This is a genomic window from Variovorax paradoxus (assembly GCF_000834655.1).
GTDB lineage: Bacteria > Pseudomonadota > Gammaproteobacteria > Burkholderiales > Burkholderiaceae_C > Variovorax > Variovorax paradoxus_F.
In genome coordinates, this window is sequence record NZ_JXQQ01000084.1 from 119,450 (window position 1) to 135,076 (window position 15,627).

17 protein-coding genes and 1 tRNA gene are annotated in these 15,627 nt (G+C 67.2%); 9 read left to right on the plus strand and 9 right to left on the minus strand.

The window, feature by feature from the left end:
• Nucleotide 1 precedes the first annotated feature (1 nt).
• Nucleotides 2-883 (minus strand): MOSC domain-containing protein, encoded by an 882-nt coding sequence (locus RT97_RS27010; RefSeq protein ID WP_042581936.1) that lies wholly within the window; start codon nucleotides 881-883, stop codon nucleotides 2-4.
• A gap of 140 nt (nucleotides 884-1,023) precedes the next feature.
• Between RT97_RS27010 and RT97_RS27015 the strand changes: the two genes are divergently transcribed.
• The 5 genes from RT97_RS27015 to RT97_RS27035 all read left to right on the plus strand — a co-directional run bounded on the left by RT97_RS27015 (nucleotide 1,024) and on the right by RT97_RS27035 (nucleotide 6,249).
• On the plus strand, nucleotides 1,024-1,734 hold the full coding sequence (locus RT97_RS27015) for a hypothetical protein (RefSeq protein ID WP_052810760.1): 711 nt from the start codon (nucleotides 1,024-1,026) through the stop codon (nucleotides 1,732-1,734).
• Complete coding sequence (locus RT97_RS27020) at nucleotides 1,728-2,471, plus strand: hypothetical protein (protein WP_042581937.1); 744 nt, start codon at nucleotides 1,728-1,730, stop codon at nucleotides 2,469-2,471. The genes RT97_RS27015 and RT97_RS27020 overlap by 7 nt, the downstream gene beginning before the upstream one ends.
• 66 nt (nucleotides 2,472-2,537) lie before the next feature.
• The gene (locus RT97_RS27025; protein ID WP_042581938.1) at nucleotides 2,538-3,665 is read left to right on the plus strand and encodes an FAD-dependent monooxygenase; all 1,128 of its coding nucleotides are present in this window, start codon (nucleotides 2,538-2,540) and stop codon (nucleotides 3,663-3,665) included.
• 32 nt (nucleotides 3,666-3,697) lie between these two features.
• Entirely contained in the window at nucleotides 3,698-4,417 is a 720-nt protein-coding gene (locus tag RT97_RS27030) for a DsbC family protein (RefSeq protein ID WP_042581939.1), read from the plus strand.
• Entirely contained in the window at nucleotides 4,417-6,249 is a 1,833-nt protein-coding gene (locus tag RT97_RS27035) for a M61 family metallopeptidase (protein ID WP_042581940.1), read from the plus strand. Before RT97_RS27030 ends, RT97_RS27035 begins: the two co-directional genes overlap by 1 nt.
• Here RT97_RS27035 and RT97_RS27040 read toward each other — a convergent pair.
• The gene (locus tag RT97_RS27040; RefSeq protein ID WP_042582007.1) at nucleotides 6,246-6,836 is read right to left on the minus strand and encodes a DUF2325 domain-containing protein; all 591 of its coding nucleotides are present in this window, start codon (nucleotides 6,834-6,836) and stop codon (nucleotides 6,246-6,248) included. The genes RT97_RS27035 and RT97_RS27040 overlap by 4 nt on opposite strands.
• 138 nt (nucleotides 6,837-6,974) lie before the next feature.
• Here RT97_RS27040 and RT97_RS27045 point away from each other — a divergent pair, with 138 nt between their 5' ends.
• Nucleotides 6,975-7,754: an enoyl-CoA hydratase gene (locus tag RT97_RS27045; RefSeq protein ID WP_042581941.1), complete on the plus strand. Its 780-nt coding sequence runs from the start codon at nucleotides 6,975-6,977 to the stop codon at nucleotides 7,752-7,754.
• Nucleotides 7,755-7,775: 21 nt separating this feature from the next.
• Here the strand turns inward: RT97_RS27045 and RT97_RS33935 are convergent, their stop codons facing one another.
• Both RT97_RS33935 and RT97_RS27060 read right to left on the minus strand, forming a co-directional pair.
• Nucleotides 7,776-9,203, minus strand: a complete 1,428-nt coding sequence (locus RT97_RS33935) for a hypothetical protein (protein ID WP_253278324.1) — start codon at nucleotides 9,201-9,203, stop codon at nucleotides 7,776-7,778.
• A complete protein-coding gene (locus RT97_RS27060; protein ID WP_042581942.1) occupies nucleotides 9,200-9,865 on the minus strand; it encodes a sigma-70 family RNA polymerase sigma factor in 666 nt (221 codons plus the stop codon). The genes RT97_RS33935 and RT97_RS27060 overlap by 4 nt, the downstream gene beginning before the upstream one ends.
• Before the next feature lie 136 nt (nucleotides 9,866-10,001).
• Between RT97_RS27060 and RT97_RS27065 the strand changes: the two genes are divergently transcribed.
• The 3 genes from RT97_RS27065 (at nucleotide 10,002) to RT97_RS27075 (ending at nucleotide 13,057) form a co-directional block, all read left to right on the plus strand.
• Nucleotides 10,002-11,519: a vWA domain-containing protein gene (locus tag RT97_RS27065; protein ID WP_042581943.1), complete on the plus strand. Its 1,518-nt coding sequence runs from the start codon at nucleotides 10,002-10,004 to the stop codon at nucleotides 11,517-11,519.
• 53 nt (nucleotides 11,520-11,572) lie between these two features.
• A tRNA-Met gene (locus RT97_RS27070) sits at nucleotides 11,573-11,649 on the plus strand.
• A gap of 82 nt (nucleotides 11,650-11,731) precedes the next feature.
• A complete protein-coding gene (locus tag RT97_RS27075) occupies nucleotides 11,732-13,057 on the plus strand; it encodes a site-specific integrase (protein WP_042581944.1) in 1,326 nt (441 codons plus the stop codon).
• Nucleotides 13,058-13,143: 86 nt separating this feature from the next.
• Here the strand turns inward: RT97_RS27075 and RT97_RS33235 are convergent, their stop codons facing one another.
• Genes RT97_RS33235 through RT97_RS33240 form a run of 5 tightly spaced genes read right to left on the minus strand, consistent with a single transcriptional unit; the run spans nucleotide 13,144 to nucleotide 15,490 of the window.
• The gene (locus RT97_RS33235; protein ID WP_155403901.1) at nucleotides 13,144-13,314 is read right to left on the minus strand and encodes a hypothetical protein; all 171 of its coding nucleotides are present in this window, start codon (nucleotides 13,312-13,314) and stop codon (nucleotides 13,144-13,146) included.
• Nucleotides 13,315-13,335: 21 nt separating this feature from the next.
• Nucleotides 13,336-13,986, minus strand: coding sequence for a hypothetical protein (locus RT97_RS27080; protein ID WP_052810762.1), 651 nt, complete (start codon nucleotides 13,984-13,986; stop codon nucleotides 13,336-13,338).
• Between the two features lie 8 nt (nucleotides 13,987-13,994).
• On the minus strand, nucleotides 13,995-14,288 hold the full coding sequence (locus RT97_RS27085) for a hypothetical protein (RefSeq protein WP_042581945.1): 294 nt from the start codon (nucleotides 14,286-14,288) through the stop codon (nucleotides 13,995-13,997).
• A gap of 12 nt (nucleotides 14,289-14,300) precedes the next feature.
• Nucleotides 14,301-14,720, minus strand: a complete 420-nt coding sequence (locus RT97_RS27090; protein ID WP_042581946.1) for a hypothetical protein — start codon at nucleotides 14,718-14,720, stop codon at nucleotides 14,301-14,303.
• 11 nt (nucleotides 14,721-14,731) lie between these two features.
• Nucleotides 14,732-15,490 carry a hypothetical protein gene (locus RT97_RS33240; protein ID WP_155403902.1) on the minus strand — a complete coding sequence of 253 codons (759 nt, stop codon included), beginning with the start codon at nucleotides 15,488-15,490 and terminating at the stop codon, nucleotides 14,732-14,734.
• Nucleotides 15,491-15,627: the final 137 nt, after the last annotated feature.

The following is a 15,627-nucleotide window of genomic DNA, read 5'->3' on the forward strand; positions in this document are numbered from 1 at the left end:
TTCATTCGAACCGGTAGTTCGCGCCCACGGTCTGCCCGACCTTGAGCGTGTACTCGACGCCCTGCACCACGATGCAGTTCATGCCGAAGGTGATGCCGCCATCGACGCGCGCATCCGCGCGGTAGGTGCGCAGGACGTTGCCGACATCGGGGCTGCTGAGGGCGGTGGCCGGGTCGATGTCCGGGATCGGGCAGCGCGTGCAGGGCTTGACGGGCTTGAGCTCGGCCTCGCCTTCGCCGGTGGCGATGTGCAGCGCGTCGACGCGGTCTTCGTCATGCGACTCGATGCCGGCCAGCACGATGTTGGGCCGGAAGCGCTCGATGCCGACCGCTTCGTGCCCCGCCGCTGCGAGCCTTTCATTGAGCTCGGCCAGCGAGCCTTCGCTCGCCACCAGCAGCGGGTAGCCGTCGGCGAACTGGTTCAGCGCCTCGACGCCGTCGGTCCACTTCAGGCTCGACAGGCGCTTGTGCTCGGGGTCGAAGCGCACCAGCCGCAAAGTCTGCGGCTTGCCGGGTTCGGAGAGGAAATCGCTGAACCACTGGGCCGCGATGTCGCCCATGTCGTAGGCGGCCACTTCGTCTTTCCACACCCGCACGCGCACCGGCTTCTCGACGCGGTCGAAGGCCAGGTGCAGGGCCAGCATGCCGGGGGCGCGCAGCACCACTTCCATGTGCTTCATCTGCGGCTTGATGAGCGCCATGCGCGGGATCTGGCGCTGGGTGACGAACTCGCCGTTGGCATCGACCACCATCCAGGCCCGGTCGAACTCCAGGCCGGTTTCGGTCAGCAGCATTTCATTCAATTCGACACCGGCACACGACTTGACGGGGTAGACGAACAGGCGCGCTATGGTGGCTTGGAGGTCGAAAACGGGCTGCGACACGGTGGGGCTTTCTTGAAAATCGACCGCGATTGTCCCGCATCGGCGCCGCCCCGGGACTTGGCGTTCCGGCGCGAATGGCGTTAAAACCGCGCCTTGCGCCTTTGCACCCTCGGGGCGCCCTTCCTGGAGAAAGCATCCGCATGGCAGACGACCTGAGCGAACAGCAGATTCCGATGACCGGGCAGGTCCTGATGCCCACGGGCCTCGCGGCCCTGGTGCGGATTCCGATTCCCGGCACCAACCTGTGCATCGAGCTCGACCCGCGCGGCTGGGTGCCCAAGGGCGGCTCGACCTCCACGCTGTTCTTCCAGGACATCAAGGGCAAGAAGCACCTGCGGCTGGACTACGGTTTCAACGTCAAGACCAACTCGGTGAACTACCACTGGAACGCCAACAACGCCACCGGGCATTTCGGCTACGGCGACCACCAGCCCGCGGGCACGGCGGGCAAGTACGTCTACCAGGCGGCCAAGTATTTCAAGTGGGGCGGCCGCATCATCGGCATCGTGGGCATGTCGCTGGATGCGGTCTCGGTCGTGCAGTCGGACCGGCCGATGCGCCGCGCCACCGAGGTGGTGTCGGCCTGGGCGCTCGCGCGCGTCGGCTGCGTGGCGGCCGGCGAATACGGCGCGGGCCTGGGCGTGGCGGGCGGGCCCTACGGCATCGCGGCGGGCGGCATCGGCGGCTGCCTGATCGGCGGCATCGCGGGCTACTGGGCCGGCGAGAAGATGGCGCAGGCCGCCTTCATCGTCTACGACTGGGCCGACGAGACGGTCTTCACGCCGCTGCTGCGCGCTGCCGAGTTCGAGGTCAAGGCTTTCATGAACGAGCTGGGAACGCCGCGATGGTAGGGCGCGTCGGGCTGCACACGGTGCGCGCGAGCCTGCCGCCGCACCTGGAGCTCGGGCAACTGGGCGTGGGCCAGTCGATGCTGCTGCTGCAGATCGACGATGCGGACGACGACGCACTCGATGCGCTGCACCTGGCCATTGCCGAGGCTTTCGTGGCGTTGGGCCGCGTGACCTTCCTGGAAGACGTGGAGCGGCCCACGCTCGGCACGCTGTGGCGCAAGTTGTGGAGCCCGGGACACCACCGCGTCGAAGGCGCCGAATGGACGCCCGAGGAAGACGGCACGCGGCACCGCCGCATCGTGCTGCGCAGCGCGTTCGGCGCGGCGGGCGCCGTGGGCACGGCGCCGGTGGAGCTGGGGCTCACGTCGACCGTGAAGCCCGAGGTGGCGGCGCGGCTCTTCGAGTTCTCGGGCTGGTTCCAGGGCGCGCAACTGGTGCTGCTGTCCAAGGCTGCGGCGCCCGCGCCTGGCGTGGACGACCGCTTCATCTGCACGCTGGCGGCGGAGAAGAACTGGTCGGTGCTGGATGCGTTGCCGGTAGAGGACAAGATGACGGCCGCCGCCTTTCCGGGCGTGGACGGCGCGCTGATGGGCGTCATCGCACTTGGGGACACCGATGCGCAGGCCATCGCCGACGCGCTGACCGGGCGCTTCACCGCGCACGGCCTGCCCTGGCAAGTGCATGCGCCGGCCGAAACGCTGTCGCGCTACGGCCACGCGCTGGCCCAGGGCGCCTGACGCATCGCCCCCTCCCCGGGCGGGGGCGCGGGAACGGGCGCACAACGCAACTCCTACAATCGTCCGATGGCCCTCCCCCCAGAAGTTTGCATTCGCGGCGCCGGCATCGTCGGCCGCACGCTGGCCCTGCTGCTCGCACGCGAGCGCGTGCGCGTGGCGCTGGTGGTGCCGCCGGCCACGCAGGGCCCGCAGGACATCCGCGCCTACGCGCTCAACACCGCCTCCCGCACCCTGCTCGAATCGCTGCGCGCCTGGCCCGATGCGGCCCATGCCACGCCGGTGCGCGAGATGCTGGTGCATGGCGATGAAGGCGGCCGCGTGCAGTTCAGCGCGGCGCGCCAGAAGGTCGATGCACTGGCCTGGATCGTCGATGTGCCCGCGCTCGAACAGCAACTGGCCGATGCGGTGCGCTTCCAGCCCCAGATCGAGGTCGTGACCGAGCCCGCGCCCGCACCGCTCACCGTGGTCTGCGAAGGCAAGGCCAGCGCCACGCGCGAGGCGCTCGGCGTGAGCTACGAAGTCACGCGCTATGCGCAGCACGCAGTTGCGGCGCGGCTCGAGGCCGAGCAGCCGCACGACGGCATCGCGCGCCAGTGGTTCAACGACAAGGGCGAAGTGCTCGCGCTGCTGCCGCTGGGCGGGACGCCCGGCAAGACGGTCGCGCTGGTGTGGTCGGTCGACCAACTGCGCGCACCCGCGCTGCTCGCGCAGGGCGACGACGAATTCAACGCCGCCGTGACCGAAGCCAGCCATGGCGCGCTCGGTGCCCTCAAGCTCACGAGCGCGCGAGCGGCGTGGCCGCTCGCGCGCGCCATCGCCGACCGCTGGACCGGCGCCATGCCCGGGCAGGCGAACCGGTCGTGGGCACTCGCGGGCGATGCCGCCCATACGGTGCACCCGCTCGCGGGCCAGGGCCTGAACCTCGGACTGGCCGACGCGGCCGCGCTGGCCGAGGTGATCAAGACCCGCGACTACTGGCGCAGCGTGGGCGATCCGCGGCTCCTGCGCCGCTACGAACGCGCCCGCCGCGCCGACGTGCTGCAGATGAGCCTGGCGACCGACGGCCTGCAGCAACTTTTCTCGCACAACCTGGGCCCGCTGCCTGCGTTGCGCAACTGGGGCATGCGCGGCTTCGACCGCACGCGCCTGGTCAAGCACTGGATCACCGCGCAAGCCATGGGCTTGAAGGCGTGACGACACACATTCGAACCGAACGGACCTCCCCGATGACTCTCGCTCGCAACCTTCTTCTTGCCGCCTGCACGCTGGGCGCGGTCCTGACCGCCACCGCCGGCGAAGCCGAGATCCGCAAGAACCTCCCCACGCACATCCCGCAGTTCCCGCCGATCGACGAGGTGACGAAGTCGCCGGTCAACGGCCTCTACGAAGTGCGCGTGAACGGCTCGCAGATCTTCTACACCGACGAGCAGGGCAGCTACCTCATCCAGGGCAACCTGATCGATGTGAAGACGCGCCGCAACCTCACCGAGGAGCGCGTCGAGAAGCTGAGCGAAGTCGCCTTCGACAAGCTGCCGCTGCAGGACGCGATCAAGATCGTGCGCGGCAACGGCAAGCGCAAGCTGGCGGTGTTCGAAGACCCGAACTGCGGCTACTGCAAGCGCTTCGAGAAGGACATGAAGACGGTCAACAACGTCACCGTGTACCTGTTCCTCTACCCGGTCCTGGGCGCCGATTCGACGATCAAGTCGCGCGACATCTGGTGCAGCAAGGACAAGGGCAAGGCCTGGGGCGACTGGATGGAAGCCGGCACCAAGCCCGCCACCGCGGCAGGCAGCTGCGACGTGGCGGCGCTGCAGCGCAACGTGGAGTTCGGCCGCAAGTACAACATCACGGGCACGCCCACGCTGATCTTCACCAACGGCACCCGCACGCCGGGCGCCATTCCCGCAGAGCAGGTCGAGAAGCAACTCGCCGCCGCCAGCTGATGGCGACGAAAGCCGTTTCCCGGCGCGCAACCGGCGCGCCCGCTGCGGGCGTGCGCTACCGCATCGAGTGTGCGGATCTGCACGCGCATCTCTTCGCCGTCACGCTGACCATCGACGCGCCTGCCGCGCTGCAGCGCGTGACGCTGCCGGTGTGGATTCCGGGCAGCTACCTCGTGCGCGAGTTCGCCAAGAACCTGCAGGGCCTGCGCGCCGTGCAGGGACGCCGCAAGCCCGCGCTCACGCAGGTCGACAAATGCAGCTGGCTGGTCGACTGCGCACCGGGCCAGCCGCTGGTGCTGCATTACCAGGTCTGCGCGTACGACAACTCGGTGCGTACCGCGTGGCTGGACGCCGAGCGCGGCTTCTTCAACGGCACGAGCCTGTGCCTGCGGGTCGAAGGTCAGACCGATGCGCCGCACGCGCTCGAAATCGTTGCCCCCGCATCGACAGCCGATGGCGCCGCGTGGTCGTGCGCCACCGCGCTCGTGCACTCGAAGGTGGACAAGCAGGGCTTCGGCACCTACCAGGCCAGCGGCTACGACGAGCTGGCCGACAGCCCCGTCGAAATGGGCGCCTTCTGGAGCGCCGAGTTCGACGCCTGCGGCGTGCCGCACCGCTTCGTGATCGCGGGCGCCTCGGCCTCGTTCGACGGCGACCGGCTCATTGCCGACACCAAAGCCATCTGCGAAGCCGAGATCCGTTTCTGGCACGGCGACAAGGCCGGCAAGCGCGGCGGGCCGAAGCTGCCGATCGACCGCTACGTCTTCATGCTCAATGCGGTGGACGACGGCTACGGCGGGCTCGAGCATCGCCATTCCACGGCGCTCATCTGCAACCGCCGCGACCTGCCGCAGCGCGGCGAAAAGAAGAAGCAGCCCGAGGGCTACACGACGCTGATGGGCCTCATCAGCCACGAGTACTTCCACACCTGGAACGTCAAGCGCATGCGACCCGCGGAGTTCGCCCACTACGACTACAGCCGCGAGAACTACACGCAGCTCCTGTGGTTCTTCGAGGGCTTCACGAGTTACTACGACGACCTGCTGCTGCGCCGCGCCGGGCGCATCGACGATGCGGCCTACCTGCGGCTGCTCAACAAGACCATCAACCAGGTGCAGCAGACGCCGGGCCGGCTCGTGCAGCCCGTGGCCGACGCGAGCTTCGACGCCTGGGTCAAGTACTACCGCCAGGACGAGCAGACGCCCAACAGCACGGTGAGCTACTACACCAAGGGCGCGCTGGTGGCGCTGTGCTTCGATCTCACGCTGCGCCACGAAGGCAAGGGCTCGCTGGACGACGTGATGCGCCACCTGTGGACGCACAGCAGCGGCGGGCCGATCAGCGAAGCGGACATCGCTGCCGCGCTCGAGGCTGTGAGCGGCCGCTCGTATGCGCAGGAACTCGCACGCTGGGTGCATTCGACCGAGGAGCTTCCGCTCTCGCAACTGCTGCGCGCGCACGGCGTGGCGACGCTCGAAGACCCGTCGCAGCAGGCGCAGGTGCTCGGCCTGCGCGTGGCCGAAGCCAACGGCAGCGTGCAGGTGAAGGTGGTGCTGCGCGGCGGTGCGGCTGAAAAGGCCGGTTTCTCCGCGAACGACGAGTGGGTCGGCATCGAGCTGCCCGCCGTCGGCAAGAAAAAATCGTCGCAGGCCTGGCGCATCGCCAAGCTCGACGACCTGGCGCTCTACCTGGGCGACACGACGAAATTCACAGCCATCGTTGCGCGCGACCGCAAGCTGCTGCGTCTGCCGCTCACGCTCCCGACCGGCGTGACCACCTGGCGCCTGTTCACGCACGACGCCGCCAAAGTAACGGCCTGGCTGGCCGGCTAAGCGGCGTTTTCGGTCGCCGCGGGCTGCTGCCGCACGAACAGCATCGGCTGCGGTTCGCCCACCAGCACGCAGGGCTTGCCGGTGCGGCGGCAGTGCTCCTGCACGCGCCAGTAGGCGCCGTGACTCACGCAGCCGGTCTGGCAGATCACGAGATCGGCGGCGCGCAGGCCCGCCTCGAGCGCGAGGTGGTCGGCATCGTCGCCGCCGTCGTGATGCAGGTAGCGTCCACCGGCGATTTCAACCAGCTGGCGAGCGAGCGAAGGCGCCTCTTCTTCACGGCCCACGCACAGCACGGCTTTCTCGCGCAGGTCGGCGGGCGCCACGGACACGGGCGGTATCTCATGGCGGCGGCCGGCCGGCGACAGCAGTGCGTGCAGGCGCTGGGGCAGCGCGCCACCCACGGCCGCCCGCGCCGCGAGCTCTTCGCGCACCATCGCGATCGCCGAATCTCGCGCCACCAGCGCACCGCGCAGCCGCACGATCTGCGCCTCGAGCCGCTCGACCAGCGCGGCCTGTTCGGCCAGCAGGCGCGAGCAGCGCTCCTGCACCCGGGCATAGGCCCGCAGCAACACGGCATGTTCTTGCATCGGGAACTCCATGCGGTCATTCTAGATGAGAGCAATTCTCAATTGGGAGGCCGTGGAGCGTCAGCAGGCGCGAAGCCTTGCTCGGTATAGTGGCCCGAGCGAATTTTTCCCTTTTCCCTCACCTTTCCCGGAGACACCATGAGCTACGAAAACATCGAAGTGCGGACCGAAGCAGGCAAGGTCGGCATCATCACCCTCAACCGCCCCAAGGCCCTGAACGCGCTCAACGACGCGCTGATGACCGAGCTGGGCCAGGCGCTCAAGGCCTTCGATGCGGACGAGGCCATCGGCTGCATCATCCTCACCGGCAGCGAGCGCGCGTTCGCGGCCGGCGCCGACATCGCGGCGATGGCCAAGTACAGCTTCATCGACACGTACAAGGGCGACTACATCACCCGCAACTGGGAAACCATCCGCTCGATCCGCAAGCCCGTGATCGGCGCGGTCGCCGGCTTTGCGCTGGGCGGCGGCTGCGAGCTGGCGATGATGTGCGACTTCATCATCGCGGCCGACACCGCCAAGTTCGGCCAGCCCGAGATCAAGATCGGCGTGATCCCCGGCGCCGGCGGCACGCAGCGCCTGCCGCGCGCGGTGGGCAAGAGCAAGGCCATGGACATGGTGCTCACCGCCCGCATGATGGACGCCGCCGAAGCCGAGCGCGCCGGCCTCGTGAGCCGTGTGGTGCCCTACGAGAAGCTGGCCGACGAGGCGCTGGGCGCGGCGCTCGTCATCTGCGGCTTCTCGCAGATCTCGGTGATGGCGGCCAAGGAGTCGGTCAACCGAGCTTTCGAGAGCGGCCTGAGCGACGGCGTGATGTTCGAGCGCCGGCTGTTCCACGCGCTGTTCGCCACGGTCGACCAGAAGGAAGGCATGGATGCCTTCCTGAACAAGCGCGCACCTGATTTCAAGAACGCCTGAGGGCGTTTGCCTGGCGCGCGGCTAGCGCGTCAGCAGGGCACGCAGCGCGGACAGGGCCTGCGCCGGTGGCGTGCCCACCGTTGCGGTGCCGCCGGGCTGCGGCGTCCAGCGCACCTGGTCGCCCGCGATCTCGAGCACGGCGACCACCGTGCCGCCTTGATGGAGCGACAGGCGCGCCTCGACCGGCGCGGCCAGTTGCGAATCGGCCGTCGTCGCCGAGCGGGCCACCGTGTTCACCAATGCCGCCAGCCCTTCGATGTCGCCGCGTGCGTGGCGCACGACATCGCCTCCACGCGTGATCTCGAAGGACGTCCAGCGGTCCAGCGCGGAGAACGGTGACGCACCCACTGCCGACCTTGCGGCCTTGGCGGCTGCTGCACGCGGCGGGGCGGCGTCGCGCACGGCGCCCGATACGTCGGCACCCGGGCTGCCTCCCCGCGCAACGGAGCCGGATGCGTTCTCCGACAGCTCCCGGCGCAAGGGGCCCGGTGCAACAGGTGCCGGCGGCGCGGCCGGAGCGGATGCGACCGCGGGCGGCGCTCTTTCAGGTACGGCGATGGGTGCAGGCGCTACCGACGGCGCGGGCGCGGGCGCGGGCGCGGGCGCGGCGGCATATTCAGATCGCCCTTCGCGCTCTCTTTCATCCTGCACGCCTTCGCTCTTTTGACGCGCGCGTGCGGAGGACTCGGCAGCGCCCGGCGCTTGCGCCGCGAGTGGTGGCGGAGGCGCTGCCGCAGGTGCAGGTGCAGGTGAAGGTGCGGGCGGAGGCGCCTGCGCAACGATGGCAGGCGGCGGAGACGCAGGCACGGCCGCCGATCGCGCTTCGGTCGGGGCAGGCGTCGGCACCGGCTCGGGAGCCGCTTTCGACTCCGGCGCAGGCGCGACCTCGGCCTGCTTGCGCGCAGGCGCCGGCTTGCGGGCTGCATCCGCCGAAGCGCGGTCCGGCGCTTCCCTGACCGCATCGCGCGGCGATGCTGCGGGTGGTGCTGCCGCAGGTGCCTGCTGGGCGGCGGTTGCGGGGCTGGGCGCCTCTGGTGCCGACTCCGCTGCGGGCGACGAGGGCGCGGCGGCGGGTGCCGGAGCCGGAACCGGCGCACTCGCGACCTTCGCCTCGCCATCGAGCTTCGCATCGGGAATCGGCTCGCGGTGCCACAGCACGGTCACGAAGCCAGCCACGAGCACGGTGGCGAAGGCTGCATTCCAGGGCATGCGCGCACGCGCGTCGCCGCCGCCGAACAGCCGGCGCCACCAGGGCGCAACGCTCGCGCTGTTGGCGGCCGACGCCGGCACCGATGCGGGCGCAGCGGCCAGGTTGTGCGCCATCTTCAGGATCGCGTCGCGCGTGCGCGGATCGGGCGCGGCATCGCGATCGGGCGCGTGGTCGAGCGCGCGGCGAAGTGCCGGGTCGCGCAGGTCATCGTCGCCTTGGAAATCGATGTCGTTGCTCATGCGCGTTGCTCCAGCACCGACAGGTAGCGCTCCATGCAGCCGCGCAGCTTCTGCAGGCCGTAGCGCAGGCGGCTGCGCACCGTCTCGAAACCGATCTCCAGGCTCGCTGCCAGCGCCTCGACGGTCAGGCCGTCTTCGTGGTGCAGCAGGAATGCGGCGCGCTGGTCGGTCGGCAGTTCATCGAGGCAGGCCAGCAGGCGCCGGCCGGCGGCGCGCCAGAAGGCGAGTTCTTCGGCGGAGGGGTGGGCGGCGGCATCGACCGCACCGCGCACCCCGCGGTCGAGGGTAGGCACGGCATCGCCGTCGTCGTCCGGATGCGCGTCGAGCGCCACCTCGCGGCCGCTCACGCGCAGGCGGTCCATCGCCAGGTTGTGCGCGATCGTGAAGGCCCAGGTGCGCCACGCGGCGCCCTGCGGCGAGAAGCTCTCGCGCGCCGAGATGATCCGTACCCAGGTGTCCTGGAACACCTCGTCGGCCTGCGCCGCGAGCCGCGCACCCAGCAGGCGCTTGACGAAGCGGAACAGCCCGCCCTCGTGGCGCGCATAGAGCACGTCGAACGCGGCGGCGTCACCGTGGGCGTAGGCCAGCATCAACTGATCGTCGGGCATGGCGTCGCGCTCGGTGGCGGCTTGGGCGGAAGGGGCGCGTGGGAGCGCAGACATCGGCGGATTTTCACCTGAGCTTGTACGGGCGGCGGACGGCATCGGGGTTCGCGTCCACAAAAAAAGTCACACGGCTTAACCCCGTGGCCGCGGGCCGGCCGTATCAGCCTGCATTCCACAACCCCGGAGTTTTTTCATGGCCCAGCCCTTCGCTCTCCGTTTTCGCCGCCCGCTGGTCGTGTTGCTGTGCGCGCAGTTCCTGTGGAGCGCCAGCGGCGCGACCGAGATCCCGGCCATCGGCGCCAACGCGCGTTGGCCCCAACCGGCCCTGCAGGTCTCGCAGACCGAGCCGAACTTCCAGGCGCCCTCGGCCACCCATTGCGCGCGGCCGGTGCAGACCCACGAAACCCCGGGGGTGCGGAACGCGCAGCTCGAAAGACCCCGCCCTACCGCAGCACCGACGATCGGCCGCCTGGACGCCGCGCCGCCCGGGGCACTGCGCAAGGCGGAGCCGGCCGCATCGGCCGAGAAGAAGGCCTACGGCTCGAGCGCCCGCGAGATGAGCGCAGCCATGCCTCCTGTGGCGGAATCTGCGCCGGCACCGGTCGCCGCGACGCCTGCCGCGCCCGTCTCGCCTGCCCCGCGCGCAAGCATCGCCCAGGCCGGACGCCCCGCGAACGAGCCCGTCACCGCCGGCATGGTCGACGACAACGCCGACTTCAACGAATACCTGAACTTCCGCGGCCGCACCCAGGTGGCCCACCGCGCGCGCGACATCAGCATGCGCTACCTGCTCCAGGTGCGCGATGCGCGCGGCGCCGTGGTTCCTGACGCCGAAGTGGCGGTGCAGGCGCCCAGCGGCGCCGCGATGTGGGCCCGCACCGATGCGGGCGGGCGCGCCTGGCTGCATCCCCTCGCGTTCGACAGGACGCACAGCCAGATGTACGAGGTCACGGTCCGCAAGAACGGCCGGCAGGGCACCGCCTTCCTGCAGCGCGGCCAGAAGAGCGCGGTCGACGTGGTGATCGACAAGCCCGGCGCCGGCCCCGCCCGTGCCCAGCTCGACCTGGTCTTCCTGATCGACGCCACCGGCTCGATGGCCGACGAGATCGCCAAGCTCAAGAGCACGCTGCGCACCATCGCCGACGAGGTCGCCCGGCTGCCGAGCCGGCCGGACACCTGCTTCGGGCTCGTGGCGTATCGCGACGTGACCGACGACTTTGTCGTGCGCCGCCACGATTTCACCGACAACCTCGATGCCTTTCAGGGCGTGCTCGACGGGCTGCAGGCCGCGGGCGGCGGCGACTACCCCGAGGCGATGAACGAAGCGCTGGCCGACACGGTCCACCGTCTGAGCTGGCGAGGCACGGGCACCACTCGCCTCGTCGTGCTGCTGGCCGATGCGCCGCCGCACCTGGACTACGGCGGCCCGCAGTACGACGACAGCATGGTCGCGGCGCTGGGCAAGGGCATCAAGGTGTTCAGCGTGGGCGCCTCGGGGCTCGACAAGCAGGGCGAATACATCCAGCGCCAGATCGCCCAGTACACCGGCGGGCGCTTCGTTTTCCTGACCTACAAGGAGGGATCGAACCCGGCGAGCGGCCCGGGCTCGCAGACGCGGCACGACGTTTCGAACTACTCGGTCCAGACGCTGGACCGCCTGATCGTGCGGCTGGTAACCGAAGAATTGGGCAAGCTGCCGGCGGGTGGTTGAAAGCGTCCCGCGGTCTGGGCTATAATTTTGGGCTCAGCGCAAAACGCTGAAACGGCTCTTTAGCTCAGTCGGTTAGAGCGATGGAATCATAATCCACAGGTCCGCGGTTCGAATCCGTGAAGAGCCACCATTTTGGTAAGTCGTTGATTTTAAAGGGAAAAATCAAGGCTTGATTAGTTAGGTGAGACGGTCAGTGACACGGTCTCCACCCAATGAACAGACTACCGAACGTGCTGAAATCCCGGCACGGCGTCTACTACCTCCGCACTTATCGCAACGGCAGCGAAGTGCGCACCTCCCTCCGAACCAAGGACTGGGCCACAGCTAAACTGCTGGCCCTGAACTTTCACCTTGGCCGGGCCATGCCGAATCGCAAGCTTGACGTTGAATTCCCCTCCGGTTTCAAGATCACGAACGTCAACACAGCAGACGACTACGAACGGCTGAAGGAACTGCTCGCCAACGGCGATGTGAAGCAATTCCTGGAGCTGAGCAGTGCGCGTATCGCGGATGTGCAGGCACATGTCGGCATCACCCCTGCGGCAGCGGCCGCAGCACCCACCGCCCCCGCTGCGCCGCCGAAGGCCAAGACCAAGCCGTTCAGCGAAGTGGTCAAGCTCTACCTCGCGGAAAAGAAGCTCGACAACACGCCAAAGACCCTCACGGAAAAGCTCGCCACGTACACCGAATACCAGCGGCTGTTTGGCGATGTCGACCTCAGCGCGTTGAGCATCGAGGCCTCCGTCAGCTTCAAGAACCGCATGGTGACCAATGGCGCCAACGCACCGAGCATCAACAAGAAGCTGTCGTACCTGAAGGACCTCTTCAGCTACGCCATCAACAACAAGATGTACTTTGAGGCGAATCCGTTCGACAACCTCAACATCTCCAAGAAGTCCAAGCTGCGGGCGGCAACGCAGAGCTATCGCGAGTTCACCGACAGCGACCTGAAGCGGATTTTTGAGACATCGCAATATGCGGAGTACATGAACGAGCCAGATTACCACTGGCTGCCCTTCCTCGGGCTCTACACCGGCGCGCGCATCGAGACGCTGGCCAACCTCAAGGTGGAGCAGATTCAGAAGGACGGCGACATCTGGTTCCTGGACATCGTCAAGGACAAGAATGCGAACTCCATCCGGCAGGTGCCGCTCCACGAGCGCATCGTGGAGTCGGGCTTCCTGAAGTATGTGGAGTCGGTCAGGGCGGCAGGAAAAGTCCAACTGTTCCCGCACCTCAAGCCCGGCAAGAACGGCTACTCGCGCAACTGCTCACGCCGCTTCGGACAGTACCTGGACCTGGTAGGCATCAAGGAATTGCGCAAGGTCTTCCACTCGTTCCGCGTCACCTTCATCAACCGGATGACCAACACCGGCGTTCACCCCGCCATCCTCATGGGCCTAGTGGGGCACTATGAACAGAAGCGCATTGATTTCTCCAGCGCGCACTTCCAGACCTATCAAAAGGAAAAGCCGCTGGAGGTGCTGAAAGCTGCGATTGACAGGCTGGAGTACGACATCAAGTTCGCGGCGCACTGAGAACCTCACCAACAAAACAAAGAAGCCCGCGACTGCGGGCTTCACTACTTCTGGCGGACCTCATGCCCCGCCGCTCGTACCTGCGACTACAAGATCCCCGGCAACACCACAGGCTTGGGCTTCTTCGCCTTCCAGGGTTCATAAACGGTCGCGTCCGATCCCATGCTCGCCAGAAGCTGCGCCGCCTCTTCGTTGCCGATGTCCTTCGCATAGGCATAGAGGTTCGGCGGCGCGCCAGGATCGGCCTTGGCCTGCACCGTGCTCGCCTCGTTCAGGCCCTAGCCGTACTTCGCCAGCAGTTGCAACTGCTCCTTCATGCGAGGCGACCTGTTCGCGATGACAGACACCGCAAACGAAGTGCGGCTGGTGTCATGACTGGAATAGATGCTCATGCCACCGCGCAGGAACAGCTCCAGTGCCCGCAAATCCCCGATGCGCGAGCTTTTGCGCAGGCCCTCCTCGCTCCACTCCACGCCGATATTGCGAAGCTCGACCCGAGGGTCATCGCTCTTGCCTGCCTCAATCCGGTTGAGCGTCGTCTGGATGTCGCCGGTCTGCCGCTCCAGCCGCAGCAGATTGGATTGCAGCGCCTTCGCATCCTCTGAAGTTGCCGCGAGATAGCCACCCTGCGCCGCATGCCTTGAGCTGGCCACCGCACCGACCGAGAACGCACCAGCACACACTCCCGCACACAGCACCATGCTCACCGGAATGACCCGGTTGGCTGGGGTGTTGACGAACTTCAGCACCAGCAGCACGACGAAGAACAGCACGACGACAGCGGCCACCTGGCTCATGTACGGGAAATGCGGCCGAACGAAGTCCATCACGGGCACCAGCGCACCCGCTCCGATGAACATCGTTGCGTTGATTGGCCCGAGGTGATCCGTCACCTTCTTACCGAAACTCACGTACAGGGACTTGGACATGGCGCCTCCTACTTCTCGTTCAGACCTACCAGCACCCAACCGGCATTCCCCTTCACAAGCCTGCCGCTGGCGCCGCCCGATGGACCGGTCCAGTCGCATACGTAGCCGTTGCTCTCGGCCTTCTTGCAACCGATGACGTTCAGGGCATCCAGTTCGGTCTGCTGCTCCTTTGCAGCTTCTTGGCCGACAGCGGCTTCAATTTGTTTGAGCAAGGCCGCCTTGACGTCGGCTTCGCCGGGCTCCGAACCGCAGCCGACCAGCAGCACGCCACAGGCCGCAATGGCGATGGAAATTTGCTTCATGGTCGCGCCTCCTCACACCTTCATGCCACCGGCCGCCGCCACCCTGCGGTAGTCCAGCCATCTGCGTCCGCCAATGGCGTAGATGACCACGGCCCACGCCAAAGCGCCGAGTGGCTGATACGTGAACACGATACCGGTGAACACGATGTTGAACAGCATCGCGAAGTAGAAGAACGGGTTGATCGTGCCGTAGTACCTCGTGTCATCGCCGACTTGCACGCCCATCACGATCTTGCCGCCGTTGAGAAACCAGAGCTTGGTAGGTTCCTGCGTCTCGATGCCATCGGCCAGGAAGTTGTTGAGCTTGCGGTCGACCATCACATTGGTCAGGGTCTGGTCCCCGATCTGGATGAGCGAATACTTGACCACTTCGCTTTTCATGTTCACGGTGGATTCGCCCAGTCGCTTGAGCCTGCCTTCGATCAGTTTCATGGTGTCCTCCTTCAGTTCTTGATTTGCTTGATGACGACGGACGCCTTGGGCGTGCCGATGGGGTTGGCATAGAGGGTGGCCAGCACTGGCCAGAATTCCGGCCCGATGGCGTCGTCATCGCCGAAGCCTTTGAAGTGGGTGGCGAGACCCATGGCATGCCCGATCTCGTGGATGACAATTTCCCCGTCTGCCACGCATTGGGGGTTGTCCAGGTTCACGTAGATCCGCCCGGTGAGTTCCCCGGGGCTGAGCATGGAAGCCGACCAGCCGCCGCTAAAGGGCGCATCACTGACATTGCCACAGAAGGCCTGCGGATTGCCACCGGCCGGCAGGTAGGCCGTGCCTTGGCGGAATACGATGCCACGGGTGATCGTCGCCTCGTCGGCGCTCTCGATGCTGGCGCGGTCAAAAATGACGTACCCGAGCTTGGCTTCAACGGCGTCCATCGCAGGCACGGCACGAGCTTCGCCGTTGGTCTTCACCGGAATGGGCAAGGTCCAACGCTTCACGACACCGGCGTACCGGCCATTCCACGGATAGCCGACGCTGGACAGGTTGGTGGAATCGGCCAGACCGAGGATTTCGGCATCCGTCGGGCCAGCGGGAGTTACCGGGACCACGGGCTCGGTGGGAGCCGGAACCGGAGCTTCGGGTGTTACCGGCGCGGGGGACGTTTGCGCTGGCGTGGTGGGAAGCACCCCGACAGGCATGGCCGAGCCTCCGCCTCCACCCCCACCACCGCAAGCTGCCAGCACCAGGGCTGCGCTCAAGAAAACCATCCTGCTCTTCATTTCGATCCTTCCGGTTGCTTGTTGGATATCGCGTGGGCTGCTTGCCTCTGCGCGGAAGGATCGTAGCTCAAAGGTAACCATATCCCGGGAAATCTTATTCCGTGGAGTTTTATGCA

Bases quoted from the DNA above. Each gene is read 5' to 3' on its own strand.
- RT97_RS27015 (WP_052810760.1), top strand. From the start codon at position 1,024: ATGGCAGACGACCTGAGCGAACAGCAGATTCCGATGACCGGGCAGGTC.
- RT97_RS27020 (WP_042581937.1), top strand. From the start codon at position 1,728: ATGGTAGGGCGCGTCGGGCTGCACACGGTGCGCGCGAGCCTGCCGCCG.
- RT97_RS27025 (WP_042581938.1), top strand. From the start codon at position 2,538: ATGGCCCTCCCCCCAGAAGTTTGCATTCGCGGCGCCGGCATCGTCGGC.
- RT97_RS27030 (WP_042581939.1), top strand. From the start codon at position 3,698: ATGACTCTCGCTCGCAACCTTCTTCTTGCCGCCTGCACGCTGGGCGCG.
- RT97_RS27035 (WP_042581940.1), top strand. From the start codon at position 4,417: ATGGCGACGAAAGCCGTTTCCCGGCGCGCAACCGGCGCGCCCGCTGCG.
- RT97_RS27040 (WP_042582007.1), bottom strand. From the start codon at position 6,836: ATGCAAGAACATGCCGTGTTGCTGCGGGCCTATGCCCGGGTGCAGGAG.
- RT97_RS27045 (WP_042581941.1), top strand. From the start codon at position 6,975: ATGAGCTACGAAAACATCGAAGTGCGGACCGAAGCAGGCAAGGTCGGC.
- RT97_RS33935 (WP_253278324.1), bottom strand. From the start codon at position 9,203: ATGAGCAACGACATCGATTTCCAAGGCGACGATGACCTGCGCGACCCG.
- RT97_RS27060 (WP_042581942.1), bottom strand. From the start codon at position 9,865: ATGTCTGCGCTCCCACGCGCCCCTTCCGCCCAAGCCGCCACCGAGCGC.
- RT97_RS27065 (WP_042581943.1), top strand. From the start codon at position 10,002: ATGGCCCAGCCCTTCGCTCTCCGTTTTCGCCGCCCGCTGGTCGTGTTG.
- RT97_RS27075 (WP_042581944.1), top strand. From the start codon at position 11,732: ATGAACAGACTACCGAACGTGCTGAAATCCCGGCACGGCGTCTACTAC.
- RT97_RS27080 (WP_052810762.1), bottom strand. From the start codon at position 13,986: ATGTCCAAGTCCCTGTACGTGAGTTTCGGTAAGAAGGTGACGGATCAC.
- RT97_RS27085 (WP_042581945.1), bottom strand. From the start codon at position 14,288: ATGAAGCAAATTTCCATCGCCATTGCGGCCTGTGGCGTGCTGCTGGTC.
- RT97_RS27090 (WP_042581946.1), bottom strand. From the start codon at position 14,720: ATGAAACTGATCGAAGGCAGGCTCAAGCGACTGGGCGAATCCACCGTG.